The organism is Leptotrichia rugosa (assembly GCF_041200005.1).
Taxonomy (GTDB): domain Bacteria; phylum Fusobacteriota; class Fusobacteriia; order Fusobacteriales; family Leptotrichiaceae; genus Leptotrichia; species Leptotrichia rugosa.
The window spans coordinates 572,267-598,205 of sequence record NZ_CP165644.1 but is presented as its reverse complement, the minus strand read 5'-3'; the positions used below and the strand labels follow the sequence as shown (position 1 = coordinate 598,205).

General features: G+C 29.4%; 38 protein-coding genes and 1 other annotated feature. Of the genes, 16 read left to right on the top strand and 22 right to left on the bottom strand.

Annotated elements, in window-relative coordinates:
- Window positions 1-25 precede the first annotated feature (25 nt).
- The 3 genes from rpoB to rplJ all read right to left on the bottom strand — a co-directional run bounded on the left by rpoB (window position 26) and on the right by rplJ (window position 4,739).
- The gene (gene rpoB / locus AB8B22_RS03135) at window positions 26-3,472 is read right to left on the bottom strand and encodes a DNA-directed RNA polymerase subunit beta (protein WP_369711630.1); all 3,447 of its coding nucleotides are present in this window, start codon (window positions 3,470-3,472) and stop codon (window positions 26-28) included.
- 341 nt (window positions 3,473-3,813) lie between these two features.
- On the bottom strand, window positions 3,814-4,182 hold the full coding sequence (gene rplL / locus AB8B22_RS03130; protein ID WP_314082638.1) for a 50S ribosomal protein L7/L12: 369 nt from the start codon (window positions 4,180-4,182) through the stop codon (window positions 3,814-3,816).
- A 47-nt stretch (window positions 4,183-4,229) separates the two neighbouring features.
- Window positions 4,230-4,739, bottom strand: coding sequence for a 50S ribosomal protein L10 (gene rplJ / locus AB8B22_RS03125; protein WP_094079064.1), 510 nt, complete (start codon window positions 4,737-4,739; stop codon window positions 4,230-4,232).
- 10 nt (window positions 4,740-4,749) lie between these two features.
- Window positions 4,750-4,922: a sequence feature (ribosomal protein L10 leader region), on the bottom strand.
- Window positions 4,923-5,128: 206 nt separating this feature from the next.
- Here rplJ and AB8B22_RS03120 point away from each other — a divergent pair.
- Window positions 5,129-6,646, top strand: coding sequence for a formate--tetrahydrofolate ligase (locus tag AB8B22_RS03120; protein ID WP_419951017.1), 1,518 nt, complete (start codon window positions 5,129-5,131; stop codon window positions 6,644-6,646).
- A 360-nt stretch (window positions 6,647-7,006) separates the two neighbouring features.
- Here AB8B22_RS03120 and AB8B22_RS03115 read toward each other — a convergent pair whose 3' ends face one another.
- Complete coding sequence (locus tag AB8B22_RS03115) at window positions 7,007-8,284, bottom strand: exopolysaccharide biosynthesis polyprenyl glycosylphosphotransferase (RefSeq protein ID WP_237048652.1); 1,278 nt, start codon at window positions 8,282-8,284, stop codon at window positions 7,007-7,009.
- A 232-nt stretch (window positions 8,285-8,516) separates the two neighbouring features.
- Window positions 8,517-9,368 carry an acyltransferase gene (locus AB8B22_RS03110; RefSeq protein WP_369711629.1) on the bottom strand — a complete coding sequence of 284 codons (852 nt, stop codon included), beginning with the start codon at window positions 9,366-9,368 and terminating at the stop codon, window positions 8,517-8,519.
- A 1,206-nt stretch (window positions 9,369-10,574) separates the two neighbouring features.
- Here AB8B22_RS03110 and rplM point away from each other — a divergent pair.
- Window positions 10,575-11,009: a 50S ribosomal protein L13 gene (rplM, locus tag AB8B22_RS03105; RefSeq protein WP_094079068.1), complete on the top strand. Its 435-nt coding sequence runs from the start codon at window positions 10,575-10,577 to the stop codon at window positions 11,007-11,009.
- A 13-nt stretch (window positions 11,010-11,022) separates the two neighbouring features.
- Window positions 11,023-11,421: a 30S ribosomal protein S9 gene (gene rpsI, locus AB8B22_RS03100; RefSeq protein WP_094079069.1), complete on the top strand. Its 399-nt coding sequence runs from the start codon at window positions 11,023-11,025 to the stop codon at window positions 11,419-11,421.
- A 125-nt stretch (window positions 11,422-11,546) separates the two neighbouring features.
- Here the strand turns inward: rpsI and AB8B22_RS03095 are convergent, their stop codons facing one another.
- The 16 genes from AB8B22_RS03095 to AB8B22_RS03020 form a co-directional block, all read right to left on the bottom strand.
- Window positions 11,547-12,575, bottom strand: a complete 1,029-nt coding sequence (locus AB8B22_RS03095; protein ID WP_369711628.1) for a tyrosine-type recombinase/integrase — start codon at window positions 12,573-12,575, stop codon at window positions 11,547-11,549.
- 7 nt (window positions 12,576-12,582) lie between these two features.
- Window positions 12,583-12,813, bottom strand: a complete 231-nt coding sequence (locus tag AB8B22_RS03090) for a hypothetical protein (RefSeq protein WP_369711627.1) — start codon at window positions 12,811-12,813, stop codon at window positions 12,583-12,585.
- Window positions 12,813-13,025, bottom strand: a complete 213-nt coding sequence (locus tag AB8B22_RS03085; RefSeq protein WP_369711626.1) for a hypothetical protein — start codon at window positions 13,023-13,025, stop codon at window positions 12,813-12,815. The genes AB8B22_RS03090 and AB8B22_RS03085 overlap by 1 nt, the downstream gene beginning before the upstream one ends.
- Window positions 13,004-13,246 (bottom strand): hypothetical protein, encoded by a 243-nt coding sequence (locus AB8B22_RS03080; protein ID WP_369711625.1) that lies wholly within the window; start codon window positions 13,244-13,246, stop codon window positions 13,004-13,006. The genes AB8B22_RS03085 and AB8B22_RS03080 overlap by 22 nt, the downstream gene beginning before the upstream one ends.
- Window positions 13,243-13,641 (bottom strand): YopX family protein, encoded by a 399-nt coding sequence (locus AB8B22_RS03075; protein ID WP_369711624.1) that lies wholly within the window; start codon window positions 13,639-13,641, stop codon window positions 13,243-13,245. Before AB8B22_RS03075 ends, AB8B22_RS03080 begins: the two co-directional genes overlap by 4 nt.
- Entirely contained in the window at window positions 13,638-13,850 is a 213-nt protein-coding gene (locus AB8B22_RS03070; protein ID WP_369711623.1) for a hypothetical protein, read from the bottom strand. Before AB8B22_RS03070 ends, AB8B22_RS03075 begins: the two co-directional genes overlap by 4 nt.
- A 39-nt stretch (window positions 13,851-13,889) precedes the next feature.
- Window positions 13,890-14,396: a siphovirus Gp157 family protein gene (locus AB8B22_RS03065; RefSeq protein ID WP_369711621.1), complete on the bottom strand. Its 507-nt coding sequence runs from the start codon at window positions 14,394-14,396 to the stop codon at window positions 13,890-13,892.
- Window positions 14,397-14,435: 39 nt separating this feature from the next.
- Window positions 14,436-14,780 carry a single-stranded DNA-binding protein gene (locus AB8B22_RS03060; protein WP_369711620.1) on the bottom strand — a complete coding sequence of 115 codons (345 nt, stop codon included), beginning with the start codon at window positions 14,778-14,780 and terminating at the stop codon, window positions 14,436-14,438.
- 5 nt (window positions 14,781-14,785) lie between these two features.
- Window positions 14,786-15,376, bottom strand: coding sequence for an ERF family protein (locus AB8B22_RS03055; protein WP_369710822.1), 591 nt, complete (start codon window positions 15,374-15,376; stop codon window positions 14,786-14,788).
- A 90-nt stretch (window positions 15,377-15,466) separates the two neighbouring features.
- Window positions 15,467-15,646, bottom strand: coding sequence for a hypothetical protein (locus AB8B22_RS03050; protein ID WP_369711619.1), 180 nt, complete (start codon window positions 15,644-15,646; stop codon window positions 15,467-15,469).
- Between the two features lies 1 nt (window position 15,647).
- Window positions 15,648-15,854, bottom strand: coding sequence for a hypothetical protein (locus AB8B22_RS03045; protein WP_369711618.1), 207 nt, complete (start codon window positions 15,852-15,854; stop codon window positions 15,648-15,650).
- 152 nt (window positions 15,855-16,006) lie between these two features.
- A complete protein-coding gene (locus AB8B22_RS03040) occupies window positions 16,007-16,414 on the bottom strand; it encodes a hypothetical protein (protein WP_369711617.1) in 408 nt (135 codons plus the stop codon).
- The gene (locus AB8B22_RS03035; protein WP_369711616.1) at window positions 16,407-16,613 is read right to left on the bottom strand and encodes a hypothetical protein; all 207 of its coding nucleotides are present in this window, start codon (window positions 16,611-16,613) and stop codon (window positions 16,407-16,409) included. The genes AB8B22_RS03040 and AB8B22_RS03035 overlap by 8 nt, the downstream gene beginning before the upstream one ends.
- Window positions 16,614-16,621: 8 nt before the next feature.
- Window positions 16,622-17,302, bottom strand: a complete 681-nt coding sequence (locus AB8B22_RS03030; protein WP_369711615.1) for a Rha family transcriptional regulator — start codon at window positions 17,300-17,302, stop codon at window positions 16,622-16,624.
- 164 nt (window positions 17,303-17,466) lie between these two features.
- Window positions 17,467-17,649 (bottom strand): hypothetical protein, encoded by a 183-nt coding sequence (locus tag AB8B22_RS03025; protein WP_369711614.1) that lies wholly within the window; start codon window positions 17,647-17,649, stop codon window positions 17,467-17,469.
- Between the two features lies 1 nt (window position 17,650).
- Window positions 17,651-17,974: a hypothetical protein gene (locus tag AB8B22_RS03020; RefSeq protein ID WP_369711613.1), complete on the bottom strand. Its 324-nt coding sequence runs from the start codon at window positions 17,972-17,974 to the stop codon at window positions 17,651-17,653.
- Window positions 17,975-18,149: 175 nt separating this feature from the next.
- On the opposite strand from AB8B22_RS03020, the gene AB8B22_RS03015 reads away from it, so the two are divergent.
- The 5 genes from AB8B22_RS03015 to AB8B22_RS02995 all read left to right on the top strand — a co-directional run bounded on the left by AB8B22_RS03015 (window position 18,150) and on the right by AB8B22_RS02995 (window position 21,148).
- Complete coding sequence (locus tag AB8B22_RS03015) at window positions 18,150-18,599, top strand: helix-turn-helix domain-containing protein (protein WP_295686540.1); 450 nt, start codon at window positions 18,150-18,152, stop codon at window positions 18,597-18,599.
- Between the two features lie 14 nt (window positions 18,600-18,613).
- Window positions 18,614-20,203 (top strand): restriction endonuclease, encoded by a 1,590-nt coding sequence (locus AB8B22_RS03010; RefSeq protein WP_369711612.1) that lies wholly within the window; start codon window positions 18,614-18,616, stop codon window positions 20,201-20,203.
- Between the two features lie 108 nt (window positions 20,204-20,311).
- Window positions 20,312-20,509, top strand: coding sequence for a helix-turn-helix domain-containing protein (locus AB8B22_RS03005; RefSeq protein WP_295686534.1), 198 nt, complete (start codon window positions 20,312-20,314; stop codon window positions 20,507-20,509).
- Between the two features lie 188 nt (window positions 20,510-20,697).
- Window positions 20,698-20,868, top strand: a complete 171-nt coding sequence (locus AB8B22_RS03000) for a hypothetical protein (RefSeq protein WP_369711611.1) — start codon at window positions 20,698-20,700, stop codon at window positions 20,866-20,868.
- Between the two features lie 100 nt (window positions 20,869-20,968).
- Complete coding sequence (locus AB8B22_RS02995; RefSeq protein WP_369711610.1) at window positions 20,969-21,148, top strand: hypothetical protein; 180 nt, start codon at window positions 20,969-20,971, stop codon at window positions 21,146-21,148.
- A 16-nt stretch (window positions 21,149-21,164) separates the two neighbouring features.
- On the opposite strand, the gene AB8B22_RS02990 is transcribed toward AB8B22_RS02995, so the two are convergent.
- On the bottom strand, window positions 21,165-21,299 hold the full coding sequence (locus AB8B22_RS02990) for a DUF1883 domain-containing protein (RefSeq protein ID WP_369711608.1): 135 nt from the start codon (window positions 21,297-21,299) through the stop codon (window positions 21,165-21,167).
- A 321-nt stretch (window positions 21,300-21,620) separates the two neighbouring features.
- Here AB8B22_RS02990 and AB8B22_RS02985 point away from each other — a divergent pair, with 321 nt between their 5' ends.
- From AB8B22_RS02985 to AB8B22_RS02950, 8 genes are all read left to right on the top strand, one after another.
- On the top strand, window positions 21,621-22,421 hold the full coding sequence (locus AB8B22_RS02985; protein ID WP_369711607.1) for a helix-turn-helix domain-containing protein: 801 nt from the start codon (window positions 21,621-21,623) through the stop codon (window positions 22,419-22,421).
- Window positions 22,336-23,091 carry an ATP-binding protein gene (locus AB8B22_RS02980; RefSeq protein WP_369711606.1) on the top strand — a complete coding sequence of 252 codons (756 nt, stop codon included), beginning with the start codon at window positions 22,336-22,338 and terminating at the stop codon, window positions 23,089-23,091. The genes AB8B22_RS02985 and AB8B22_RS02980 overlap by 86 nt, the downstream gene beginning before the upstream one ends.
- 12 nt (window positions 23,092-23,103) lie before the next feature.
- The gene (locus tag AB8B22_RS02975) at window positions 23,104-23,346 is read left to right on the top strand and encodes a hypothetical protein (RefSeq protein ID WP_369711605.1); all 243 of its coding nucleotides are present in this window, start codon (window positions 23,104-23,106) and stop codon (window positions 23,344-23,346) included.
- A complete protein-coding gene (locus AB8B22_RS02970) occupies window positions 23,343-23,705 on the top strand; it encodes a hypothetical protein (protein WP_314081122.1) in 363 nt (120 codons plus the stop codon). Before AB8B22_RS02975 ends, AB8B22_RS02970 begins: the two co-directional genes overlap by 4 nt.
- A 14-nt stretch (window positions 23,706-23,719) precedes the next feature.
- Window positions 23,720-24,196, top strand: coding sequence for a hypothetical protein (locus AB8B22_RS02965; protein ID WP_369711604.1), 477 nt, complete (start codon window positions 23,720-23,722; stop codon window positions 24,194-24,196).
- Window positions 24,197-24,250: 54 nt separating this feature from the next.
- The gene (locus tag AB8B22_RS02960; RefSeq protein WP_369711603.1) at window positions 24,251-24,865 is read left to right on the top strand and encodes a Rha family transcriptional regulator; all 615 of its coding nucleotides are present in this window, start codon (window positions 24,251-24,253) and stop codon (window positions 24,863-24,865) included.
- Between the two features lie 169 nt (window positions 24,866-25,034).
- A complete protein-coding gene (locus AB8B22_RS02955) occupies window positions 25,035-25,526 on the top strand; it encodes a Panacea domain-containing protein (RefSeq protein ID WP_094079841.1) in 492 nt (163 codons plus the stop codon).
- On the top strand, window positions 25,526-25,906 hold the full coding sequence (locus tag AB8B22_RS02950) for a hypothetical protein (protein ID WP_369711602.1): 381 nt from the start codon (window positions 25,526-25,528) through the stop codon (window positions 25,904-25,906). The genes AB8B22_RS02955 and AB8B22_RS02950 overlap by 1 nt, the downstream gene beginning before the upstream one ends.
- The last annotated feature ends 33 nt before the right edge of the window (window positions 25,907-25,939 follow it).

Here is a 25,939-nt window from a genome sequence, read left to right as displayed (position 1 = left end):
AAAGCGGGAAACTTTTTATCTTTTTTTATGCATCAACATTTTTATCTAATTCAATTTGCTGTCCATCTTTATCGTAAAGAGCCACATCTAATCCAAGTGACTGGAATTCTTTTATAAGCACTCTGAATGATTCTGGTGCATCTGCTTCTGGCATTGCTTCTCCTTTTACGATTGCTTCGTAAGTTTTTGTTCTTCCGCTGATGTCATCTGATTTTACAGTCAACATTTCCTGCAAGATATTTGATGCCCCATAAGCTTCCAATGCCCAAACTTCCATTTCTCCAAGTCTTTGTCCACCAAATTGAGCTTTTCCTCCAAGTGGCTGTTGAGTGACAAGTGAATATGGTCCAATTGCTCTGGCGTGCATTTTATCTTCTACCAAGTGGTGAAGTTTTAACATATACATACGACCAACTGTTACAGGATTGTCAAACGGTTGTCCAGTTCTTCCATCAATTAATTTTACTTTACCAGTTCTACTGTATCCAGCTTCTTCTAAATAATTTTTCACATCATCTTCGCTAGCACCATCAAATACAGGTGTTGCAATATATTTGTCAATATCTCCAATTGCAAGTCCCAAGTGAACTTCTAATACCTGTCCAATATTCATACGTGATGGCACTCCAAGTGGATTAAGGCAGACATCAATTGGCGTTCCATCTTCCAAATGCGGCATATCTTCAATCGGCAACACTCTTGAAATTACCCCTTTATTTCCATGTCGTCCCGACATCTTATCTCCAACCATTATTTTTCTTTTTTCAGCGATATAAATTCTAATTAATTTATTTACTCCAGCTTTTAGGTCATCTCCGTTTTCTTTAGTTAATTCCAATACATCGACAACTGTCCCTTTCACTCCATGTGGAAGTCTAAGCGATGTATCTCTCACATCTTTTGCTTTTTCCCCGAATATTGCACGAAGTAACTTTTCTTCGGCAGGCGGTTCAGTTTCCCCTTTAGGTGTAACTTTTCCGACTAAAATATCATCTGGGACAACGTGTGCTCCAACTCTTATAATTCCATTTTCATCAAGGTTTTTAAGCGCTTCTTCAGATACATTAGGAATTTCTCTTGTAATTTCTTCATCTCCCAATTTTGTTGTTCTTGCTTCAGTATCAAATTGTTCGATATGAATTGAAGTAAATACATCATCTTTACGAAGTCTTTCTGAAATCAAGATTCCATCTTCAAAGTTATATCCTTCCCAAGGCATAAACGCAAGTAAAATATTTTTTCCAAGTGCTAAATCTCCTCCAGCTGTTGAAGGTCCGTCAGCAATTATATCACCTTTTTTAACTTTTGCCCCCAAATCTGTAATTGGTTTTTGGTGAAGACACATAGACTGATTTGATTTTTCAAAATTCAAAAGTCTGTGTGAGTACTCTTTTCCATCTTCATCTGTCACAACTATTTTTCTAGCGTCGACATAAGTAACTGTTCCAGTTGCTTGTGAAGTAATTACTGCTCCAGAATCCACAGCCACTTTTCTTTCAAGTCCTGTTCCCACATAAGGTGCTTCTGTTTTAAGCAAAGGTACTGCTTGACGTTGCATATTTGACCCCATTAGCGCACGATTGGCATCATCATGTTCCAAAAACGGAATAAGTCCCGCTGACACTGACACAAGCTGTTTAGGCGACACATCCAATATATCAACTTTAGATTTGTCAATATGCACAATTTCATCTCCGTAACGGCAAACAACTTCATCTGTTAAGAAATTTCCATCTTTGTCAATAGGAGTATCCGCCTGTGCGATAAATAATCCTTCTTCTTCATCCGCTGCCAAATATTCAATGTCATCAAAATCCGCTTTACCATTTTTAATTTTTACAAATGGAGTTTCGATAAATCCATATTTATTAACTTTTCCATAGGTTGAAAGTGAAGCGATAAGTCCGATATTTGGTCCTTCTGGTGTTTCTATTGGACAAATTCTACCATAGTGTGAATTATGAACGTCACGCACTTCAAATCCCGCTCTATCTCTTGAAAGTCCTCCAGGTCCTAACGCAGAAATTCTTCTTTTATGAGTCAATTCTGACAATGGATTTGACTGATCCATAAATTGCGACAATTGTCCACTTCCAAAAAATTCAAGAATTAACGCATTTAATGGTTTTGTATTTAGCAAGCTTTGTGGTGTCAAAGTTGTAATATCTTGGATTGTCATTTTTTCTCTTACCATTTTTGACATTTTTAACATTCCGCCTTTTATCTGAATGGATAAAAGTTCTCCAACTCCTCTCACACGACGGTTCGACAAGTTATCAATATCATCTGTAAATCCTTCCCCACTCACAAGATTTTTTACATATTCAATTGTGTGTAAAACATCTTCTTTTGTAAGTACAATTACATCTTCTGGCACATTAATTTTAAGCCTTTTATTAATTTTATATCTTCCTACATCTGCTAGATCATATCTTTGAGGATTAAAAAACATCTGTTTTACAAGTGATCTAGCACTATCAACTGTAACTAAATCCCCTGGTCTTAGCTTTCTAAACACTTCTATTACAGCCTCATCATTTGTCGTTGTGCTGTCGTTTAACATTGCATTCGCAATAATTCTATCTTCAGGTTTCACTTCCCAAATATCAAGTTTTTGAAGTTTTTCATCCAATATTTTTTCAATGACAACTCCGTCAATCAATTCTTTAGATTCAACAATAAATTCCCCTGTTTCTTCGTCAATTATATCCTCTCTTACAAAACTTCCTTCCAGTTTTAAACGCAAAATTTCGTCTAACTCGTTCCCCTTATATTTTTCATAAATTTCTGACAAATCAATAGTTTTAGCCTCAAAAAACTCATCCATAATTTGTTCGTTTGATTCAAAAAAATCAACTGCTTTTAAGAAAACTGGAAGTAAGACTTTCTTCCTTCTATCAATTTTTACATTAAGAACATCATTTTTATCCGTTTCAAACTCAAGCCAAGTTCCTTTATAAGGAATTATCTTTCCAATAAATACATCTTTTCCCGTCTGAATGTTCAATTCTTTATTAAAAGTTATTCCTGGAGATCTATGTAACTGTGAAATGACAACTCTTTCTGCTCCATTTATAATGAATGTCGCTTTATCTGTCATTAAAGGTATATCTCCAAAATGAACTAATGTTTCCTGAATTTCTCCTGTTCTTTTATTAGTTAATTTTAATCTAACTTTTAATTGACCGGAATATGTTTTACCTCTTTTTTTACACTCTAGTTCGTCGTTTAATGGCTCGTCATTTTCGTGAATTTCATACCACAAATATTCTAATTTCAACAGTCCGTTGCTTGATTCAATCGGAAAAATTTCGTTAAAAATCGACTCAAACCCTTTATTTTCTCTTTTTTGAGGTGGCAATTTTGTTTGTAAAAAATCTTCGTAAGAATTTATCTGAAATTCTAAAAAATGTGGCATTTCCCCTCTGTCTACTATTTTTCCAAAACTATATCTTTCAATAAGTTTGTCCATTTAAAAATTTCCTCCCTGTCATAGAACATATTCACTTTTATTAAAATTAAATTTAAAAATTAAACTTTACTTGAATGTTCTTATTTAATTTGATTTTTATATTTAATTATTTTCAAAATTCACAAAATAATTAAATCTTAAATTTATTTCAACATAAAAATTAATACAAAAAAGACCGTATTTACACGATTTTCTTTTTATACTGCAAAATATACTTATCAAACTATATAAAAAATTCAATAAATATACTTTAATTTTTATATTCAAACATAAAATAGTGGAAAAAGACACTCCCTATTCTTTCAAAAGAGTGTCTTAACTATTGATTTGGCTTAAGCGAACTATTTTAATTCAACAGTTGCTCCTGCAGCTTCTAATTTACCTTTAATTTCTTCAGCTTCTTCTTTAGATGCTCCTTCTTTAACTGCTTTTCCTCCATCTTCAACTAATGCTTTAGCTTCTTTCAACCCTAATCCTGTAATTGCTCTTACTTCTTTAATTACTGCTAATTTAGCTCCACCTGCTGATGTCAAGATTACATCAAATTCAGTTTTTTCTTCAGCAGCTCCTCCTGCTGCAGCTCCTCCTGCTACTGCAACTGGTTGTGCAGATACTCCAAATGTTTCTTCAATAGCTTCAACTACTTCTTTTAATTCTAATACAGACATAGCTTTTAAGTCTTCTATAAATTGATCTTTATTAAATGCCATTATTTTATTTCCTCCTAAATTATTTTTATTTTAATTTTTTCAGCCCGCTATTCAGCAGCTGGTTCTCCATTTTCTTTTTGTTCTGCTACATTTGTCAACGCCACAGCTAACATTCTAACTGGCGATAGCAATCCGTAAGCAACTTGACCAAGTAATTCTTCTCTTGATGGTAATTTTGCTAATGCTTCAACAGTTTTAACATCAACTCTTTCGGCATCAACCATTCCACCTTTAATTACTAATTTATCTTTTAACTTATTCCCAAATTCGTAAATTAATTTTGATGGTGCAACTCCATCTTCATAACCTACTGCAAAAGATGTTGTCCCTTCCAATAAGTCATCAAAGTCTGCTTCGATTCCAACTTCTTTTAATGCAATTTTCACAAGTCTATTTTTTGCTACAAAATATTCAACTTTTGATTCTCTAGCATTTTTACGAAGTTCTGTATCTTCATTAACACTGATTCCTTTATAATCAACAAAAACCATAGCTTTTGCATCTTTTAATTTTTCAGTCAATTTTTTAACTGCATCTAATTTTGCTTGTGCTGGCAATTTATTCACCTCCTCAAATAAAAAAGCCTCTGAAACAAAAACAATAAGCCAGAGGTATTATTATAACGAAACCTATCATAAGAATTCATACTAAAAACTCCAATAATTCATTACAACTACCTCGGTAGGATTTTATGAATTTTCCATTCTACCTACTGTCTTTGGTTATAGTTAAATAATTCAATTATTTTTTACTATCAAGTGTAATTATATACTATTTATAAAAAAAAATCAAGTATTTTTTGAAAATTTTTTCTTAATTTAACCTGAACTCTCTTTCTTTTATTTTTTATTTTTCAAAAATGCTGGACTTATAATAACATTTTTTAGTATAATACAAATGTTGAGTAATAAAATAAACTTAAATTACAATTTTTTTAGGAGGAAGAATGACAGATATAGAAATCGCTCAAAAGGCAAAATTAAAAAAAATTAGCGAAATTGCGCAAAGTATTGGACTTTGTGAAGACGACTATGAACCTTATGGAAAATATAAAGCAAAAGTTAGTCTTGACGTTTTGAAAAGAAATGCTAATAAAAAGGACGGAAAATTAATTTTGATGACAGCTGTTACACCAACACCTCCCGGTGAAGGAAAATCAACTGTAACAGTTGGACTTACTCAAGCGTTAAATAAACTTGGGTATAAATCTATTGCAGCATTAAGAGAACCATCGCTTGGTCCTGTTTTTGGGATGAAAGGGGGAGCTGCAGGTGGCGGAATGTCGCAAGTTGTTCCAATGGAAGAAATCAACCTTCATTTTACAGGAGATATTCATGCAATAGGAGCTGCGCACAATCTTATTTCAGCTTGTATCGACAATCACATTCACTTTGGAAATGAGCTTGATATTGATGTAAATAACATCACTTTTAAAAGAGTTGTGGATATGAATGACAGGAATTTAAGAAACATAGTAATTGGACTTGGACCAAAAGTAAATGGAATCCCTAGGGAAAATTCATTCCAAATCACCGTTGCATCAGAAATTATGGCTATCTTTTGTCTAGCTGATTCAATTATCGACTTAAAGAATAGAATTGGAGAGATTGTCTTTGCTTATAACAGAAAAGGTGAAATGTTGAAAGTAAAACAACTAAACATTCAAGGAGCGGTTGCAGCTCTATTAAAAGATGCAATTAAGCCAAATTTAGTTCAAACATTGGAAAATACCCCTGTATTTATTCACGGAGGTCCATTTGCCAACATTGCTCACGGATGTAACTCTTTAATCGCAACAAAGATGGCACTAAAATTATCGGATTATGTTGTAACAGAAGCTGGATTTGCAGCAGATTTGGGAGCTGAGAAATTTTTAGACATAAAAGCTAGATTTGGAAATCTTGAACCAAATGTAATCGTTATAGTTGCAACAGTGAGAGCACTAAAACATCACGGCGGCGATAAAGACTTGAAAACTGAAAATTGTGAAACCCTTGCAAAAGGACTGGAAAACTTGGAAAAACATATCGAAAGTATGCAAAAATACAATATTCCAGTTGTTGTTGCAATTAATAAGTTTATAACTGATACAGATGCTGAAATTAAAGTGATAAAAGATTTTTGTAAAAAACAAAATGTTGAAGTTGCACTTTGTGAAATTTGGGAAAAAGGTGGCGAAGGTGGAAAAGAACTTGTTGAAAAAGTGATGGATGCTATCAAAAAAAATGAAAATTCATCTAAAAAGTATGCTCCACTTTATAATTTAGATCTGACAATTCAAGAAAAAATTGAAAAAATTGCAAAAGAAATTTATGGAGCAGACGGAGTAAACTTTTCTGCAAAAGCGAAAAAAATATTCAAAAATATTTGGAAAATGGTTATGACAAACTCCCAATCTGTATTTCAAAAACTCAAAAATCACTTTCTGACAACCCAAACTTATTGGGACGGTAAAAGGATTTAAAATTACGATAAACGAAATAAGACTATCAGCTGGAGCAGGATTTTTGGTAGCAATGGCTGGAGAAATAATAGATATCCAGGACTTCCAAGAAAACCAGCGGCTGAGTTAATTGACATTGATGAGAACGGAGTAATATCAGGATTATTTTAATAAAATTAAATTTAAAAAAAGAGTTTTAAAATAAACTCTCTTTACTTTATTCTTTTTATTCTTTTTATTTTATTTCTTTATTTCTTTATTTCTGTAATTTTTTAATTTCTTAATTTCTTAATTTCTCTCTTTATTATTTTTCTCTTTTTATTTTTTTATCTTTCTTTATTTTTATTATTTAAAAGATATTTTATCTTATCTTATCTTATTTTATCTTCCCTTTCCAAAAATTACAATTGTGATGGTTTTTAATAAAATTTTCATATCGAATAAAATATCATGATTTTTTATGTAATATAAGTCATATTGCAATTTTCTGTAGGCATCCTCGACACTTGCTCCGTAGGGATACATCACTTGAGCCCAGCCTGTAAGCCCGGGTTTTACAGTATGTCTTAAATTATAGTACATTATTTCTTTTTCTAATTGTTTTATGAAAAATTCTCGCTCAGGTCTTGGTCCTACAAAACTCATCTCACCTTTTAAGACATTCCATAGCTGTGGCAACTCGTCCACTCTTGTAAGACGCATAAATTTCCCAAATTTTGTGACACGGTTATCATTTTTTGTAGCCCATTTTGGTCCATCTTTTTCAGCATCAGTCGTCATCGAACGAAATTTTACGATTTTAAAAGGTTTGTTTCCCTCACCAATTCTTTCCTGAATAAAAAATATCGGTCCCTTTGACTCAAGTTTTATAATAATCGCTGCAATAATCATAATCGGAATTACACAAACTCCTATTAATAGCGCAAAAATAATGTCTAATATTCTTTTGGCTTTTAAGTTGAAATTATTGTGGTAAATTTCAAAACCTGTATTTTCCAAAAACCACTTTGGACTCAGATGCGAAACTGGCAATTTATTTTCATACATTTCATAAAATTCTAAATAATTGTAATACTGAAGTCCCTTTAATTTATTTTTTAAAAGTTTGTCAACAATTTTTGGATTTATAAGTAAATTTTCCGTAAAATCGACAATTATATTTATTTTTTTTAAATCACAAATTTTTAATATATCATATCCGTAATCTTTTTTTTGAACATTTTTGTAATGCTCAATAAATCTGTATTGTTCGTCATTTTTTATGCTTTCAAGTAAATCTTGGGTATAATCATTTTCTCCTATAAACATAATTCTTTGTCTTTCAACAACTCCCACGATTATAATATATCTAAAAACAATTTGAAACATGGCGATTATTCCAAATAGAACTATCGCTTCATAAAATGTAAATATTTTAAAAAAATTAGCCACGGTGGCAAAAATAAAGTTAACTACACAGACAACCGCCATATCACGAAGCCGGTATCTTCCAACTGCAATATTGTAAATATTTCCAACATAATATGCAATTAGCGCGACTCCAAATATTCCTATATTCCTAAATCCAAGTCCTCTATTTATGATAATAAGACCTATAAAGTAAACAACTATCGTAAGTATCCAAAATAATGCCAAATAATTTTTTCTAACACCGCTCACTGTTATAACACACCTCTTTCTGATAATTTTTTAATATAATAAAAAAATAAACTTATTATAAACGATAAAAAAAATACGCAACAAAATGAAATAACTATATACTTTCCATAACTTATCCTATTTTTTAAATAATTTTCACAAAAATAGACAAAAATTGGATGAATTAAATAGATATCGAATGTCATAGCTGACCCAACTTTTACAAATTTTTTTAAACTTAAATTTTCATTTTTTAATTTTTTTTTGTTTCAAAATTTACTGCAAACTCAAAAATTATAACTGATATAAAAAATACAAATATCGAGTAATAATTATAAAAATAGTCAAACAGCTTGCCATCTTTTTTTGTGAAAATATAAGTAAAATAAATAATTATGGAATTAAACAAAAAAAACAGAACTGCACTTATTTTTTTATTTTTAAAAATCCTAATTTTTTTATTTCCAATCAAATATCCGAGTAAAAAATACCCAACATACTCACCAACCTGTTCATAAGTATTTATCTTTAACTTAAAAAAAGTGTTAAAAAATGGCATCAAAACCCAAAAAAATATCCAAACTGATATTAGATATTTTGTATTTTGAAAATTTTTTTCTTTATCCCAAAAAACAATTTTTCGTAAAATTGGTGTAATGAGATAAATTGAAACTATCATGTAAATATACCACAAATGATAATAAACTTTTCCAGTTAATAGCTGTTTTACAAAATTTATATAAAAACTTTTTTTGAAAAATAGATTATTTTCAAAACTGTTATTGTGAAAAGTTATTGTGAAAAGATAAAAAATTATAGAGTAAATTAAGAATTTGGGGATAATTTTTAAAATCCGCTTTTTAAAAAATACTATTATTTTTTCATCTTTTCCAAGCAAAAAAAATCCACTAACCATCACAAAAATTGGCACGCAACTCCTACAAAAGCTGTCGATGACATTGGAAATAATCCATTCATAAGAAAGCTCGCCACTTTCAACTTCATAAAGTTTCCCGCAGACAATATGAATAAAAACAACCATAATTATTGCAACAAACTTTAACGTGTCAAATTTAGAAAATAAATCTTTATCTTTATTATTCATAAATATTTCTCCAGTTATTTTATTGTAATTAATTAATTAATTTTATCACAATTTGATAATTTTGTGAACCAACTATTTTTTGCTTAATAGAGTAAAAATTTTAGAGATATATTTTTAATTTTAATTTATTTTTGATTACAGAGTGTTATTTTGTCTAATGCTATTTTAGTAGTTTTATGATTTTGATAAAAGGACTCAAAACAGAATTTTTATTTATCTCTAAATATTTTACTCCGTCCAAAATCAAAAAAAATTTTGAAAAAACAGAAAAATATGGTAAAATAAGTTTGTAGAAAAAGTTCCTACCACTACAGGAAATAAAAAAATGCTGATAAAATCCATTTAAAGTCAGTAAAAATGGGGATTACGAGTTACGGAAAATGCTAAAAAAATGGCAAAAAATAACAAAAATTAGTCAAAAAATTGCAATTTTAATGTCTGAAAAAATCTCTGTAACATTGATAAATAAAGAATTTTCTCAAAAATACGGTTTAAAGTAGTGAATCCATTAAAACAAGGATTGAAACCCTATAAAAATTTAGATATAATTGATTAATGTTATAAATTGTTAAAGTAGTGAATCCATTAAAACAAGGATTGAAACATTGTACCAGGGTCATTGAATGTTGAGTACGATAGGACGTTAAAGTAGTGAATCCATTAAAATAAGGATTGAAACTCTCCTAATGCAATTTGGTTGATAGCCCCAAAATCAGTTAAAGTAGTGAATTCATTAAAATAAGGATTGAAACCTATGCTAGACTACCTTTATATGCAGATATCATACATGTTAAAGTAGTGAATCCATTAAAACAAGGATTGAAACGAAAAACAAAATTTAAGTCGCCTTCGCTTGTTTGTAGTTAAAGTAGTGAATCCATTAAAACAAGGATAAAAAATTTTAAAATATTTAAGTACAAATAAAAAAACTCTATTTTGAGTTTTTTTTATTTTTTTATTCAATCCATAAAATTACTAAAATAATATTAAACAGAATAACATCTTGTAATCAAAAATAAATTAAAACTAAAAATCTTTTCTAAATTTTTCCCCCTATCTCTATCCTATTTGATGTTCAGAAAAAATTTTCATCTTTCTTTATTGACAAAGGAGCAAAAATGATATATAATTATATTTAAATATGAGCCTTTCCCACAAAGGACCGTTATCCGAATAAAATTTAATTGAAAAAAATAGGAGGATGAAGTGAGTAAATACACTAAAATGCAAAAAAAAGAAGAAGTTACAAGAAATTGGTATGAAATAGATGCCGAAGGAAAAATACTTGGTAAAGTTGCTGCAGAAATCGCAGTAAGACTTATGGGTAAACATAAACCAAGCTACACACCACATGTTGATGGAGGAGATTTTGTTATTGTAACAAATGCTGAAAAAATCGCAGTTACAGGAAAAAAATTATTAGATAAAAAATATTACAGACACAGTGGTTATCCAGGTGGACTAAAAGTTAGAAATTTGCAAGAAATGTTAGAAAAACAACCTACTGAAGTAATAAGAAAAGCCGTTGAAAGAATGTTACCAAAAAATAAACTAGGAAGTCAAATGATTGGCAGACTTAAAGTATTTGTAGGAAATGAACATGTACATTCAGCACAAAAACCAGAAAGAATAGATTTATAGGAGGTAAAAATTCGTGGCAAATAAAATTCAATATTTAGGAACAGGAAGAAGAAAAACATCAGTAGCAAGAGTAAGATTAATCCCTGGAGAAACAGGAGTTACAATTAACGGAAAAGATATGAGAGAATATTTTGGTGGAAGAGAAATCTTAGCTAAAATCGTAGAACAACCATTAGAATTGACAGAAACTTTAAACAAATACGGAGTAAAAGTTAATGTAAACGGTGGAGGAAATACAGGTCAAGCAGGAGCTATAAGACATGGTGTTTCAAGAGCTCTATTATTAGCAGACGCTGAATTAAGAAGAGCACTAAAAGAAGCTGGATTCTTAACAAGAGATTCGAGAATGGTTGAAAGAAAAAAATACGGGAAAAAGAAAGCAAGAAGAAGTCCACAATTCTCAAAAAGATAATTTTATTATTTTATATACCCTTGGAAACACTGGTTTTCAGGGGTTTTTATTTTTCATAGATTGTTTGAAATCGTTTGAGATTGTATGCGTAATATACAAGTAATATACAGGTAATATACAAAATACTATATCTTTTCCACTGCTTTTCTTAACTCTTCAATGTCTTTATGAGTATAAAATTTTTCAGTTGTTGTATAACTGTTGTGTCCTATTAATTTTTTAACTGATGTTTTATTTGCATCTGCATTACTAAGTAATGTTGCAAATGTATGTCTAGTATCATGTGGCTTATGTTTCATTCCTAGTTGTTCCATGATAGGTTGGAATTTCTCTTTGTAGTAGTTGTTATATTTCATCTGCTCTCCCTTAAAATTCACAATCAAGTATTTATTCTTCTTTTGCATTCTATTTTTTATAAAAGGAAGTATTTTTGAATTAATCGGAACAATTCTATCTTTTCCTGCTTCGGTTTTTAGCCCTCCTTTTATATACTGCTCTTCTAAATTGATATCGGAATTTTTAATTTCCAACAATTCTCCTATCCTAAATCCTGTATATATTAATATCAAAATAGTATCTACCCATTCCATATCATTTGACAATTCCCATAATTTCTGCATCTCGTTTTCTGAAAATGGCTTTCTTGTGCTTTTCTCGTTATTTTTCTCAAGTTCAACATATTTACTATAATCTTTTGTAACAATATCATTTTTCATTGCATAATCAAAAAGTTGATTAAAAAGTATTTTTAACTTTCTACGTGAACCGTGTTTTCTAGTATCGTTTGATAAAACTTCTTGCATATGGGAAGTTTTGATATCCACAAATTTCATTTTGTGAAGTTTAATAGCCGTTTTAAAGGCGGCGTTATATCCGAGCTGTGCAGAATGTCCAACAATAGTATATTTTCTTTTTTTCCATTTTTCAAACACATCTTCAAATGTGACATTTTCCCCATCTAAATTATATGGATTTTTATTATAATCAACCAGTTTTTGATTAGCTTCCTTTAAATTGCTGTAATAACCAACGTACCTATAAATTTGTTTTCCTTTCTTGCTCCATCCTGCTGTGACTCTAACAGCAAACGGCTTTCTTCGTTTCCCTGAGAGTTTTATGATAGAACCATATCCATTAGGATTTTTGAGTTTCATAGTTTAATCACACCCTTTTAATCTTTAACCATTCTTCGTAGCTTATTCCCATATATTGTTCAACTGGTATAAGTGGGATGTGGTAGTCCCAGTTGCCTTCAGGATTTTCGGGTGTTGGTTCTTTTGTTTGAACTGCTGAGCCAAATGGAAACCTTTTATTACGTAACCCTTTTCTTATATAAGGTTGACTCTTATTCATGAATTCGGCACATTCTTTTACACTTAATTTTATTTTCATTATCCCTCCATTTCTGTCATATCAAAATAATTTGATATAACGTATTCTTCACTTATTAAATATTCAACAACTTTTTCTAAATAATTGCTACTAAAACTATCTATCATTTCATCTCTATAAGTGACATACATTTTCGCTATATATCTTATTTCATTTTCAATTTTGATTTTATATATTTCAGCATATTTTATCATTGATCCATCCTTTTCCAATCCTCAACTTCCTCTTCTGTTTTGAGAACTTGAAAGCCTGTTTCTATAGTATCCCATAACCAAACATCAAATTCTTTTTCTAACTTTTCTTCATCATTTATTATTTCTTCCGCCTCTTTCTCTGTATAACCGCAATCTTCTACTAAATCTATAACTTCAGCATTTGTAGAGTAGATATTTGCGTTGCTATTCGCATAAAATCCTACCTTGTATTTACTCATTTGTTCTCCTCCAATAATTCAAAATTTTCATAAATATTTCCTGAAATTTTGCACTTATATTTTTCTAAAAATGTATCTAATGTACATATTATATTAGTTGTATCATTTTTGGGATATCTAACCTTGAAACATCCATTTTCAAAAAATACAACTATATTTTTATATTTATTACAAGAAACTATATCCTTTTCATAAATTTCTTTGTCGTTTTTGTCTTTTAATCCTGTATATTGCATTAACTCAACATCATCAAAGCTCACTCTTCTTAAAAGATATGCATTAATAAATTCATTCTTTTTTAAACATCGTATAGTTTTATCTGTAAAATCCATTGTTTTGACATTTTCCATTTTCTTGTCTTCTTTAAGCCAAGCTCTGAATTTTATTTCTCTCATTGTTCATCCTCCCATTCCTTCTGTTCAGCTATTTCTTCCAGAATCTCACTCGAATTTCCACATTCAAAACACACGTATTGAATCATTTCTTTTTCAGAAAGTTTATAATTATCTATGTTCTTATAGTCATCTAAATCAGCTTGATAATATGTTACTTTACAGTCTATATTAAAATATTCACATCCGCATTCTTTACATTTCCAACTCATTTTATCCTCCTATTTCTCTCAAACGTTCTTCTGCTTTTATTATTTTACTACCAAACTTTGAGTGCTTTCTAAATGCACTCCTGGAATTTTAATCCCTTTTTTTATTTCATTTTTTATTTCATTTTTTTCAATTTTTATAGAACTAATATGCGTTATAAATTTTTGCGGAATTAAATTTTCATCTTCAATAATTAGTGATGGCGCATTATTTCTAATTGTAAATGTTCCTGTTACAGTTTCTATTTTCTTAGCACCGAGTTTCCGCATTGCCTCCAAAATTAATTCTTTGAGTGCTTTTTTCTTTTCATTCGCTTGTTTTGCTTTTATAGCATAAAAATCAGCAATTTCTTTGCACTTTTCTTCTTTTGCTTCAAGTTCTTTTAATATCAGCTCTAACTGCTCCGATTTTTCTTCTAAAAGCAATTCTATGCTTTCTTTTGTGTCATTTATTGTTTTTTCGTCTAATTCGTTATTTTCGCTGTCTAAAAAATTTGCAATATTATTTATTTCTTCTAATTCATATTTTATTAAACTTAAATTACTCATATCTTTTTCTCCTGTTTTTATTTTTTAACCCCCTATTTTTTAGCTGAAAGGAAATTCATCGTCATCATCATATTTCTTTTCACTTTGCTTGTTACTTTCAACGAATTCAAATCGGCTTACTAAAACATCAGTTGTATAAATAGTCTGACCGTTCCTTTCATAACTTCCTGTTCTAATGCTTCCTTGAACTAAAATTCTTTGACCTTTTTTGAAATACTCAGCTATTGTTTCAGCTGTTTTCTCCCAAGCAACGCAGTTTATAAAATCAGCTCCTTCTCCGATTCTATTTACTGCTATTGCAAACCTTGTAAATGCTTTTCCATTTTGGCTGTAATTTAGTTCCACATCTCTTGTTAATCTTCCCATCAATATTGCATTGTTCATATTTTTTATTCTCCTTTTTCACTAAATTTTTTTATTTTTTTCGCAAGTTCAGAATCATTTTTTGCTTTTTTATGCATAAATTTTTTGAATTTTATAACTTGAAATGGTTCTAAATCTGCTATTTGTTTAGCATTATTTATTAACAAAAAATCACTTAACTCTCTTTCGAAAAATTGGTGAAATGTGTTAATTGCTTTAATTGCTTTTTCATACTCTTCTTTATCAATCGTCGACTCAAAGTCATCATTTGCAATTATTTCTAAAGCATTGTAGTAGCAGTATCTTTTTAAATATGTATGAGTTGAGCCTATTTGCTGTAAAACATTTTGTCCTTTCGTCTCTATTTTTGCAATAGGTGTCACAAAAGTTTCTTTTTCTTCTAAATTCTCAGAGTTAATAATAGTTAAAATTCCTTCGTTTTCAGTCAAATCAAATTTTGAAAACAATTTTAATTCACTGAAAATTGTATTCACTCGTGGTAAAAAATCTTTTAATTCAAAATAATCAAAACCTGCAAATTTATTATGCCCACTTTTTTTAAGTCCGCTTTTTTGTAATTCTACTCTTGCTTGTTGTATTTTTTCGTAAATATTCATATCTTTATCCTTTCATTTCTTTCAATTTTTTTATTAAATTATTTAATTTTTCAACACAATCGTCTTTGTCTAAATATAAATAACTTTCATTTAATTTTTTCTTCCTTCTTCATTTTCTCTCCAGTATTCCCAACCTTTTTCGTAAACTTTAGCACAAATTTCATTTGTATGACCAGAAAACTCAACAAAAATTGTATTTTTCTCTCTCGAATTAATCTCGAGAGCTAAATCCATTATTTTCATTACTTTTTCCTTAATTTCTTTTTTCATCTTATCCACTAATCCTTTCATATTTTTTCTTTATTCTTAAAGCTTCTTTTCTGCTATATCCTACCCATTTAATTTTGATTCCAACTTCTTCAAAAGCTAGTAGACTTAACGCCTCTTCTTCGTGATTAACTTCCCCACTTTCCATGATGACCTCTTCCATTTCTGCAAATTTTTTGTCTGTTTTTGTTATCAAAGTTTTTATATACATTCTATTTTTTTTATTAAAATCTTTTATTTTGTTGCAGATTTGTGCTTTAAATATGTTATAGTATGCAAATATAACGAGTATCTGTTTTAGCGCATTTTCTGTTTCTTTGTATCTAGTTTTTAGATATTTATCAAATTTAATTTTTAAATTTATTAATTCTTTTGATAAATTTTTGAAAATTCGACGACTACAAATTCATTTTTAAAGTCTTTTATTTTTCGCTGATTTGGATTTTGCAAATCTTCATAATCATATTCCTCTATGAGTCTTGTCAATGTCCTGAAACTTCGTTGTATGATGTCCTCAAGTTCAAAGCTGCACCATAGAGTCTGCTCCTCTGACAACTTAGATATTTTAGTGTCACCTTTTACAAGATTTTTGTCGGTAATACCGACGATACTAAAATAGTTTCTATAATATTTACACAAATTTGACAACGCCATCATCGAGAAAACTTTTGTCTTTTCGTTTTCATCTAGCACAAATTTTGTGTAATCCATTGCTTTTTCAGTTATTTCCTCTTTAAACTTTTTCTTTTTAATTTTTCTTAAGCTACTCATTTTTGTTTCCTTTCATTTCTTTAAACGCTGCCGGGAAAAACCAAAGCAATAACCAGCACAATACTGGAACTGCCGTTTCTCCACCGCCAATCACTCCTAAAAAATACCCCCTTTCTACTGTTGCATATTTATAAGCTGCAATAGTTAATGCGATAGTTAAAATCACTTTTAAAGTATTTTTAAATATTCTCTTTTTCATTTTTCCTCCTAAATATATTTTTTCAATTCATTTATCACGTTTTCATAGTATCTAAAACTTTCTACTTGTTTATTGCTATGTTTTGCTTTATCGTAAGCCCAAAATCCAAATTCTTCTGTTTTTAGATTATGCTTTTTAGCTATGCTTCCGACTTTCATTGATGTAATTCCTAACTTGTTGCCGACTTCTGTTGCTGTGTAGCTTTTCTTTTTAGCAACGGGAAGTTCTAAAATTGGTTCATCATAGAGAGCATTCGCACTATATATTTCCAAAGTTTGTTTATATTTGTCATTTGTAATGCTTTGAGACAATTCTTTTAAAATTCTGCTCTTTTCTAGTCTGATTTTATCTTTTTCAATGTCGATTAAATCATTTTTAAATATATTTTCTTTACTTTTAACAGTTTCCTTTTTTGTTACTTTTTCAATTAATTTATATCTAACATCAGCACTATATCTTGCTCCGAGTTGTAAAACTCCTTGTATGTTTGCAACAAACATTGGCTGTTTCTTATTTTGCTCGTTGATGTAGTAGGACGGCTGAAAAATCAGCTGTCCTCTTTCTGTCCCTAATTTACTAATTTCATCTCTAACATCAGCTAGAATATTTTTGTGTTCCTTACCTGTGATTTCTGAAATTTCCAATGATGTCATTGTTCTTTTAAATTCTAAAATTTGTAATTCGTCCATATTTCCTCCTAAATTTTAATATCTTATCCAAACTCACTAACTATCGCTAATGAGCTTGTTAAAACATCAATTACTTTTTAAATAATTTTTTTATTCTATTCACTAACTTTTTGCTGTTTTCTTTTCTCACTTTACTGCTGTTATCATTTACTATTTTTAATGCTTCAAATTTCATTTCCACTCATCTCCATTCTATAATTATTTTTCTTTGCTTTTTTTATCACTTCTTTTGTACTTGTCTCAAAAACACTTTTCATTCCTAGAGCTTTCATGATATGCACTCTTAAAGGATAAAAATGTTTTCTTTGCATTACGAATTTATTATCTTTGTATAAAGTGAAGTTCATTTTACTTGCCTCCTACTTTCTTCATCTCAAAATAATTTATTCTAGTTTCCCCTGTGTCATACCAGTCGATTCCGCCATTACAGTCTTTGTAAGGTACACTGACTTCCTCTTCCTCTTCAAAGCTGTAATTCTTGAAACATTCTTTTATAACTTTCTGTTCTTCTGAATCCCATCCATTTTCCGCAAATTCTTGCAGAGTTTCTTCTAATTGCTCATCAGTAAATTCTATTACCCCTTCGTCGTAATTTTTCACGAGAATGCCGTCTGCAATCTGTCTCTGTATTTCGTCAGAGACAACATCTTTTATTTCTTCTAGTTCTGTCATTTTAATCATCTCCTATCGTTTACATTTAACAACACGCTGAGTAAAATTTTTTTTGTAAAATTTTATTTACACAAATATTATATATCTTTTGTTGTTAAATGTCAACACTTTTTTAAAAAAATTATCAAATGACAACAAAAATATTGTATAATTATAGAAAAAAGGGATGGTACTTATGTCAGATTTTAGAATAAAAGACGAACAATTAAAAGAATTAGGAAATTATTTAAAAAAAGTTAGAGAGAGTAAAGATTATTCGTATGGTCAAGTAGCGGCATATACAAATTTGAATAAAAAGGAAATATTTATGCTTGAAAATGGACAAAAGAAAAAGCCTAATCCTTTTTATTTAAAGGCTTTATCAGCCTTTTATAGAATAGATTTGAGTAAACTGTATAAAATAATTGGGTATATGGATGATGAAGATGAAACGAGTGACGAAATAGAAAATTATAAAATTGATGATGAAATGTTAAATTTGTTAAAATTATTAGATGTTAAAAGTCAAAAGAATATTTTAAATGAAATGGTGGAAAAAATTGAATATATAAAATTAAAAAATGGCGATTATAAAGAAGCAGAGACTTTGATACAAAAGGTAAAAGAAAAAATAGATGAATTATAAAAGAAAGGGATAATATGGCAAGACGCGGAAAAAGTTTTACTACTATTTTAAAACAGGCTGCACGTGAGGCAGAAAGAAGTAGAAAACGTGCAGAAAGAGAACGAGTTCAAAAATTAAATGCAATGAAAAGGGAGCAAGTAAAAGCCGAAAAAGAATATCAAAAACAATTACAGAAAGAATATGTAGAAAGTAATCAAAATTATGCTAAGACAACGAAAGAAAATGCTGAAAATCAACGTAATACTTTTTTTAAAATAGCTAATCATATACATATAAAAAATAAAATTAGTTTGTTGGATCAGATTAGAGAAGATACATTTGATGAAGAACGTCCAGAAATATCTGTTAAAACTGTATTTCCTAAACCAGAATATAAAGAAACTTTTATGTCAAAAATAATTCCTTCAATTAAGAGAAAGAAAAAAATACAATATGAAAAAGAATTGAAAGAATGGAAAGTGAAATGTGAAGGAATTAAAGCTGCAAATGAAGAAAATTTGAGAGTCTTTAACGAAGAATTGAAAATTTGGGAAAATAGAAAAATTAGTTTTTATGATGAACGTGAAAAATACAATAAAAGTATAGAAGAATTAAATAATAGATATAATAAAAACAAAAAAGAGGCGGTTGAAGAATATTTTGAATTAGTCTTAGATGCGATAGAATTTCCATACGAAGGTTTGGAGGGAGATTATGATTTAGAGTATAACGAGTTAAGTAAAATATTAGTGTTAGATTATGTTCTGCCAAATATAGATGTGATACCAGATTTAAAAAATATGACTTATGTAAAATCACGAGATGAATTTAATGAAACGTATATAACTGAGAAACAAAAAGAAAAAGTGTATAATGAATTATTGTATGGATTAGTTTTAAAAATTGTAGAAGTTTTATATTCAAAAGTTGAAAATGATAGCGTGAAATCAATAGTATTTAATGGTTGGATAGAAAATATAAATAAAGCAACTGGAAATGAACAAAGCTTTTGTTTATTAAGTCTACAAACTAAAAAAGAGAATTTTGATGTTATAAATTTAGAACAAGTTGACTATAAAACTTGTTTTAGAAAATTAAAAGGTATTTCAAAACCTAACTTAAATGACTTAGTTCCTGTTGCCCCAATATTGAATATAAATACAGAAGATAAAAGATTTATTGATAATGTTGAAATAGGTGATAAAATAGAGGGAATAAATATAGCAAATATTGATTGGAAAGATTTTGAACACTTAATAAGAGAATTGTTTCAAAAAGAATTTGAAAATGATGGAGTAGAAGTAAAAACTACACAAGCAAGCAGAGATGGTGGAGTTGATGCAATAATGTTTGACCCTGATCCAATTAAAGGTGGAAAATACATAATACAAGCAAAAAGATATAACAATTTAGTAGGAATATCAGCAGTTCGGGATTTATATGGAACAGTTCATAACGAAGGTGCTACAAAAGGAATTCTAGTTACTACTTCAGATTTTGGAGCTGATTCCTATGAATTTGTTAAAGATAAACCTTTGACTTTAATAAATGGAAGTAATTTATTAAGTTTATTACAAAAACATAATTACAAAAATGTAAGAATTGATTTGAAAGAAGGGAAATAAAGTATTTTTTAAGAGCTTTAAAAAAGGCTCTTTTTTTATTAAAAAATAAATTTTTATATCCGTTGACATTTAACAACAGATGTGATATAGTTTTAACGAGGTGATAGTATGGCTAGAAAATATAAAAAATCAAATGAACACCCTGAATTTGCTAGATTTAAATATTTGATAGAAAAGAATAAATTGACGATAGATGAATTTTCTAAAAAAATTGGGTATTCAAGAAATGCAATTTATAATTTTTTTAAATGGGATAGGAAAAAACAAATCCAGCAAATATTTAGAAAATTAAATTTTTTTGATTAATTCGTTGTTAAAAGTAAACGGTTTAATTACTTGATTTTTTTAAAATAATAATTAAATTAATCAAGTCAGCGATTTCTTTTAATTTTTCATCATTATTTTCCATAATAATTACTCCTTTCTTAGAAGATGTAATTATTTTAATAGTGTTTAAATTGATAATCCAAAAGAAAAGAAAGGAAGTGTGAGAAGTGAATGAAAAAATAACAAATTATGTAGCAGAAATTTTAAAGGTGCTGGTTAAAAATAAAGTGCCAAAAAAAGATTTTGAAACAATAATTGAAATTATAAGGAAAGAGTATGAAAACTGCGGAGTGATTCAGGAGGACACACAAAAGGAATTTTTTCAAAAATTTCTATAAATTATTTTAATTCGTTGTACTTGTCAAGGAACATCTGGTTAATTATTTCAGAAATTCTGTTAATATATTTGTCTTTGGTATCAAAAGGGAGGTGGGAGAAATGAATAAGCTAAGTAAATGTCTAAAAGCGAAAGATAAAATAGAAAATGACAAAACATCAAAAGGAGTTTGTGTCTTTGTAGTTGATCCACAAGGAAACAACATAGGTTATATTATGGTCAATGAAAAATTAGAAGTTATGGACAGATTAGAAAAAGGATACAAGGTAAACGGGGAATAATTCTCCCCGTAAATTATTAAAATTTTATTACAGAAACACTAGCTTTTACATTGCCGTTTGTTACTATTATGTACCAATGATCATAATGTGGAATAGGAATTTTAACTGGAGACTGTTTATAATGTCCACTATAATATTTTGTGTTTTTCAAGGAGGATAAATGTTTAAGAAGTTTTTAAAAGAATGTTTGAAATATAAAAATTTATATATTTTAGAAGAAACAGGAGACAGGGAAAAGTAACAGAAGCAAGTGTATTGCTATTTGATTCAGGAACAAAAAGGACTACGGTAAACGAAATATATTTTAACAGTCAGGGATATTTCATAATAAGAGATCAGAAAAGATTGAGATTAGGAAAATTTAATTAATAAAAAAGCACTCCGAAGAGTGCTAGAAAACAAAAAATACTATATATTGTGTTTATTATAACATAAATTTGATAAGAACACAAGATGTAGGGAGAGGGAAGAAATGAGAGACATAAGAAAAAAAGGCTGGTTCTGGGTTGAAAATGAACTAATAGATAGAACTGACTTGTCATTTGAAGTCAAATCAATGTATATGATTTTAGCAAGGTTTGCGGACGCAGAAGGAAAATGCTTTCCGAGCGTTGAGAAATTAGCTGAAATTATAGGAAAAGATAAAAGAACAGTAATAAGATATATGAAAAAGCTGGAAGAAAAAGGATTAATTGAGAAAAAGAGAAGATTCAATCAAACAAATATCTATTATCTAAAAAATGTTGCTCTTAATAGTGACAAAATTGATAATGACAAAAATGATAGTGACATAGTTGTCACTTCCCTAGATGACACAGGTGTCACTTCCGATAGTGACAAAAATGTAAATCTAAAAAAACACAATGAAAAAAACACAATTAAAAATACCCAATATAATATAAAAGAAAAAAGTAAAAAAGAAAAGACAAAAAGTAAAATTGAAGACTTTGTAAACAAACTTGAAAAATCAGACGAATACAAAGCCTTGATTTTAGAATACATAAAATATCGCAAAGAAATAAAAAAAACAATAAAGACAATAGCTCCTATTAACAAATTGTTAAAAGATTTTCCTGATTCCGAACGGCTTTCGGAAGCAATAGAAATCGCTAAAGAAAGGGAATGGACAGGATTAGAGCCTGAATGGGTAGAGAACTATAAAAATACAAAAAACGGAGGAAATAGCAATGCAAAAGGTGTCAGATATAATAAAACAGAGGGTAGAAAGAATAAAGCTGGAGAAAGAAAACCAAACTACGACATTGAGTTTTAGCAGTTTTCCATCATTTTCCGATGTTGACATGGCAGAAAATAAAAGAAAAGTGGAAATAAAATATTTTAAAAGATTGTCGAATTTGCCTAAAAAAATTAATAATTGCACTTTTGAAAAAGCAATTGTAAAAAGTGACAAGGAGAAAAAAATAAAAGTTATGCTTGAAAAATATTGTAAAAACTTTGAAACAGCTCTTGAGAACGGAATAGGACTGTATTTTTACGGTGTAAGAGGGACAGGCAAGACTTTTTATAGCTTGTGTGTTTATAACGAATTATGCAAGAATTACAGAGTTTACCGCACAAGCTTGATGAACATTTACAAAAGAATAAAAAAAACTTGGAAAATGCAAGATCAGGATGAAGAAGATGTGCTTAATGACTTATTAAAAGCAGATTTGATAATTCTTGATGACTTAGGTAAGGAATATTTAAGTCAAGAGTGGGGAAAAGAAAAACTGTTTGATATATTTAATATGCTTTACGAAAAAGAAAAGTGCTTAATAATCTCAACAACGTTAGATCCTGAGCAGATGTCGGAATATTTAAGCATAAATGGCAGCGACGATGTTCTTGACAGGTTAAAAGAGAACTGCAAAGGTCTAGCATTTAATTGGGAAAGCAGAAGAAAAGAAGTGAAAAAAGAAATTTTTGAAGAAATTTTTGGATAGGAGGATAAAAAAATGTGGAAATGCAAGAAATGTGGAAGCGGTTGCTTCTATCAGAACATAACAGGTGGAATTTCTGAGGTTTTAGAAATGGATAAAGATGGAGAAGTGCTTGATGAAATCAACGATGTGGAATATGGCGATTTTTCGTGTGCGAAATGTGACAATTCGAGTCCGGAAATACAAGAAATAGCTTATTGGGAGGAGACAGATGGAGAAGAAATAAGAGTAGAGAACAGGAGAGAAAAACAAGAATGAGAATTTTTATATCTGGAAATGTGCCGAGTTCCAAAAACAGCAAACGCTGGACAGGAAAAAGGCTGATAAATTCAGAAACCGTAATGAAATACAAGAAAAATACGGCTGATGAATGGTGGCAAAAAGGAATAAAATTCAGGGAAATGTTAAAAGGCAAAGAAAAGCCTTACAAAATCGGATTTTATTTTATAAGAAACAGTAAAAGGGCATTTGATTATGTGAATGTTGCACAGCTTCCGTTGGACTTAATGCAGGAAAATGAATGGATAGAGAACGACAACATGGAAAATATTGTTCCTGTATTTTTAGGTTATGAAGTTGACAAGGAAAATGCAGGGTTGAGAATAGAAATTTTATAGGAGGAAATAAAAAAATGACAAACGCAGAAATATTAGATTTAAGAAAAATGGATATAAGATATTTAGAAAAAATGAAAAAACTTGTTAAGGAGTTCTATGTGGCTTTTAGGCAGGAAAAGTACCTAAACAAGGAAGTATATAGAGCAACAAGCATTGAACGGATTAAACTAAGAAATAAATTATTTGATGAAGAACTAAAGGAATTTTTGGAGGCTGAAACAGATGTAGAGAAATTAGATGCTATTTGTGATATGTATTACATAGCGATAGGCACAACACTTGAGCTAGGGTCATACGGGAATCAATTTTATGTAATTGATTATTACAAACAAAGAACTTGGTTTAATGATGAACTAATTATGGAAGCGTTCGAGGAAGTTCACAAAAGCAATATGTCGAAACTTGAAAATGGAAAAGCAATTTTCAGGGAAGATGGAAAAATATTGAAAGGTAAAAATTATTTTAGACCAAATCTGGAAAATTTTTTTTAATAACTTATGTATACACAAGTTAAAGTGCATAAGAAAAAATTAGGAGGAATATTAATGAATGAATTAATGAACATAGAAAGCAGAAACACATTGACAAGTTTGGAAGTGGCACAAATAGTAGGAAAAGAACATAAAAATATTTTAGCTGATATTAGAGATGAAATCGGTAAATTAGGAGAGGAAAGAGGTCGGCTAATTTTTCAGCCAACCACCTATATAGATAATTTTAACAGAAGTCAACCAATGTTTCTTTTGAATTACAAAGGAGTGCTGCAACTTGGGGCAAGATATAATGCTGAAACAAGATTTAGACTTATTGAAAAGATTGAACAACTTCAAAAACCAATGACAATAGAAGATATGATCATATTGCAGGCAAATGAAATGAAGAGTGTTAAACATAGAATTGACGTTGTAGAAAACAAAGTTGACAATGAGATAAGAATAGACCATACGGAACAAAGAAAATTGCAGAAAACAATAGCAACAAGAGTTTATCAAAGACTAGATGTGATAGATGCTGACAGAAATTTAATGTTTCCAGCAATTTACAGAGATTTAAAGGACAGGTTTGGAGTTGCAAGTTATCGTGATATTAAGAGAAAGGACTTAACTGAAGCATTAGCATATGTGCAGAACTGGATAGAAAAAGCAGAATTGAGAAATTGAAATAGAATAAATTGATTGGATTAATAAAAGGACAATGACAACTGAATAATAACTGTGATTTGTAATATTTTACTTTACAATGTCAAAAAAACTCTAAATTTTTGTTGCACTTTCGCTACTTTTAAGATATAATTTAATTGTCAAATGATAACAAGAGGAGGGTGGCAATATGGAAAAAATAATAAATGTTGCTCAATATATTTTTAATGAATATAAAAGAGTGACAGGAGAAATTATTGATGAAATGAAATTGCAAAAATTATTGTATTTTTCACAAAGAGAAACATTTGCTATTTTAAATGAGCCTCTTTTTGATGAAGTGTTTGAAGGCTGGAAGTATGGACCTGTATCAAGAGAGGTACGGACTTCTTATACAACGGACGGAATAAATTATGAAACAGAAGACATAAAAAGTGAAAGTAAATACATAATAAATAATGTAATTCAGGAATACGGAGCATTAGCATCGTGGAAATTAAGTGCATTAACACACAAAGAAACTTCTTGGATGAATTCTCGAAAGGGACTTAAAAAGGAAGAAAACGGAAGGATTAAAATCCAAACCGAAGATATAAGAGAAGATGCAAAGAAAGTAAGACCTTATGACTATATGTGGGATATGTACTATGATGAATTTGATGACTATGAAGCGGTGGTTTGATGGTAGGAAAAATAGTCAGATGTTTAACTCAATACTACGATACAAGATTACATAGAAATTCAATCAAATCAAGACCTGCTTTAGTATTAAGAAGTCCTGAAAATGATGATTATGTAGTTCTTCCTATTTCAACTATTCCAAACAGAATAAATGTAAATCCAGTATATGATATAGAAATAGATCCGTCAAAATTTCCCAAAATAAACTTGACTAGATTATCGTATATTAGGACACATAGAATGGTTTCAATACCAATGCAACAGATAGATACAAGTGTTATAATAGGAGATTTGAAATCAGATTACGAAGAACTATTTTTAGAAATAGCGGAAAAAGTAGAGCAGTTTCATAATGAAATTATGGAAGGATTATTAGAATAGCAATTAAAAACAGGAATCACAGTTATTAATTTA